The following is a 1,228-nucleotide window of genomic DNA, read 5'->3' as shown; positions in this document are numbered from 1 at the left end:
AGAGAATGGTGCGGAAGGAGAGACTTGAACTCTCACACCTTGCGGCGCCAGAACCTAAATCTGGTGCGTCTACCAATTCCGCCACTTCCGCATACTTATCGTACTCAACTAAAATCAGTCAGAACGCAAAGTAAAATATGGCAGGGCTACCTGGATTCGAACCAGGGGATGGCGGCATCAAAAGCCGCTGCCTTACCGCTTGGCGATAGCCCTACAGGTTTTATCTTGAGAGATAAAAAAATAAGTCACAGAGAGAATGGTGCGGAAGGAGAGACTTGAACTCTCACACCTTGCGGCGCCAGAACCTAAATCTGGTGCGTCTACCAATTCCGCCACTTCCGCATATTGTCTCAATCGAATAAATCGAATGAGTATTTCTCTGGAGCTTATTGTACAAATCAAAGAACTGGTAAGCTTGATCTGTATTTCACTATGAAAATTCATAGTCACAAGTATAAATGGTGCGGAAGGAGAGACTTGAACTCTCACACCTTGCGGCGCCAGAACCTAAATCTGGTGCGTCTACCAATTCCGCCACTTCCGCGTATTTATACTGTCTCGCTTATTAAGTCTTTCAACTTAAGTCAGCTTTTTGGGTCAACACCGTAAAGGCATTAACACAAATCTGGTGCGGAGGGAGGGACTTGAACCCTCACATCCTTTCGGACACTAGCACCTGAAGCTAGCGCGTCTACCAATTCCGCCACCACCGCATATGTAACTTTACTTTACCATACTTCATTTCCATAAGGAAAGAAGATGGTGGCTACGACGGGATTCGAACCTGTGACCCCATCATTATGAGTGATGTGCTCTAACCAACTGAGCTACGTAGCCATTTTATTTATGCCGCTTAACTATTTGCTACTTAAAAAASAAAGCAATTAAGCCACATAATWAAATGTGGCAGGGCTACCTGGATTCGAACCAGGGGATGGCGGCATCAAAAGCCGCTGCCTTACCGCTTGGCGATAGCCCTACAATGTTTGTTCAAAAGATTCACTTAAGAACAATTCTCTTCGCAAAGAGAATGGTGCGGAAGGAGAGACTTGAACTCTCACACCTTGCGGCGCCAGAACCTAAATCTGGTGCGTCTACCAATTCCGCCACTTCCGCATCTGGTATTTTTACATCTTGCGATGCTTCAACTCTAAGAGAGTGAAGATGGTGGCTACGACGGGATTCGAACCTGTGACCCCATCATTATGAGTGATGTGCTCTAACCAAC

8 tRNA genes are annotated in these 1,228 nt (G+C 46.0%); all 8 read right to left on the bottom strand.

From position 1 onward, the window contains the following. Positions 1–6: 6 nt before the first annotated feature. Positions 7–91: transfer RNA gene (locus L4D76_RS28565), tRNA-Leu, on the bottom strand. 47 nt (positions 92–138) lie between these two features. After that, a tRNA-Gln gene (locus L4D76_RS28560) sits at positions 139–213 on the bottom strand. A gap of 44 nt (positions 214–257) precedes the next feature. Next, positions 258–342: transfer RNA gene (locus L4D76_RS28555), tRNA-Leu, on the bottom strand. 117 nt (positions 343–459) lie between these two features. After that, positions 460–544: transfer RNA gene (locus L4D76_RS28550), tRNA-Leu, on the bottom strand. An 82-nt stretch (positions 545–626) separates the two neighbouring features. Then, positions 627–713, bottom strand: a tRNA-Leu gene (locus tag L4D76_RS28545). Positions 714–760: 47 nt separating this feature from the next. After that, positions 761–837, bottom strand: a tRNA-Met gene (locus L4D76_RS28540). Positions 838–904: 67 nt separating this feature from the next. Beyond that, positions 905–979 (bottom strand) — tRNA-Gln (locus L4D76_RS28535). 52 nt (positions 980–1,031) lie between these two features. Next, a tRNA-Leu gene (locus L4D76_RS28530) sits at positions 1,032–1,116 on the bottom strand. Positions 1,117–1,228 lie beyond the last annotated feature (112 nt).

This window comes from Photobacterium sagamiensis (assembly GCF_050337085.1).
GTDB classification, from domain to species: Bacteria; Pseudomonadota; Gammaproteobacteria; order Enterobacterales; family Vibrionaceae; genus Photobacterium; species Photobacterium sagamiensis.
The sequence above is the reverse complement of the archived record's forward strand: the minus strand, read 5'-3'. Positions and strand labels throughout refer to the sequence as shown.